The 512-nt window shown below is 63.9% G+C and carries 1 protein-coding gene; it reads left to right on the plus strand.

From position 1 onward, the window contains the following. Nucleotides 1–512, plus strand: a 512-nt coding sequence (locus EN893_RS37355) for a pyridoxal-phosphate dependent enzyme (RefSeq protein WP_128362327.1), incomplete at both ends; no start/stop codon positions are given.

Genomic DNA, 512 nt, shown 5'->3' on the forward strand with positions numbered 1-512 from the left:
GCCCTGGAATTCACCGACAGTTCCGGCGCCCATATGGTGCCGCCCTTTGATCACAAGGACATTATCGAGGGCCAGGCAACCGTCGCCTACGAGATCGCGGATCAGATGCCGGGCGCCCGCATGCCCGATATCGTCATGCTGCCGGTCGGCGGTGGCGGACTTGCCGCGGGCGTCACCCATTATTTCGCCGATCAGGGCAGGGAAGCACGCTTCGTCTTCTGCGAACCGGCAGGCGCGCCGAGCCTGCGCGAAAGCCTTGCGGCGGGAAAACGGCTCAAACTCGCCAAGGTCGACAATTTCGTCGATGGCGCCGCGGTGGCCGAGATCGGCCGCGAGCCGTTGCGTCGTCTCAAGGATTTTCCGGCCGACACAGTGCGGCTGATCCCGGAAAACCGGCTCTGCGCCACCATGATCGAAATGCTCAACGTCGAAGGCGTCGTGCTGGAGCCGGCCGGCGCGCTGGCGATCGATGCGCTCAAGGATTTCTCCAAGAAGGAGATCAGGGGCAAGAC

The organism is Mesorhizobium sp. M7A.F.Ca.CA.004.04.2.1 (assembly GCF_004022825.1).
Taxonomy (GTDB): domain Bacteria; phylum Pseudomonadota; class Alphaproteobacteria; order Rhizobiales; family Rhizobiaceae; genus Mesorhizobium.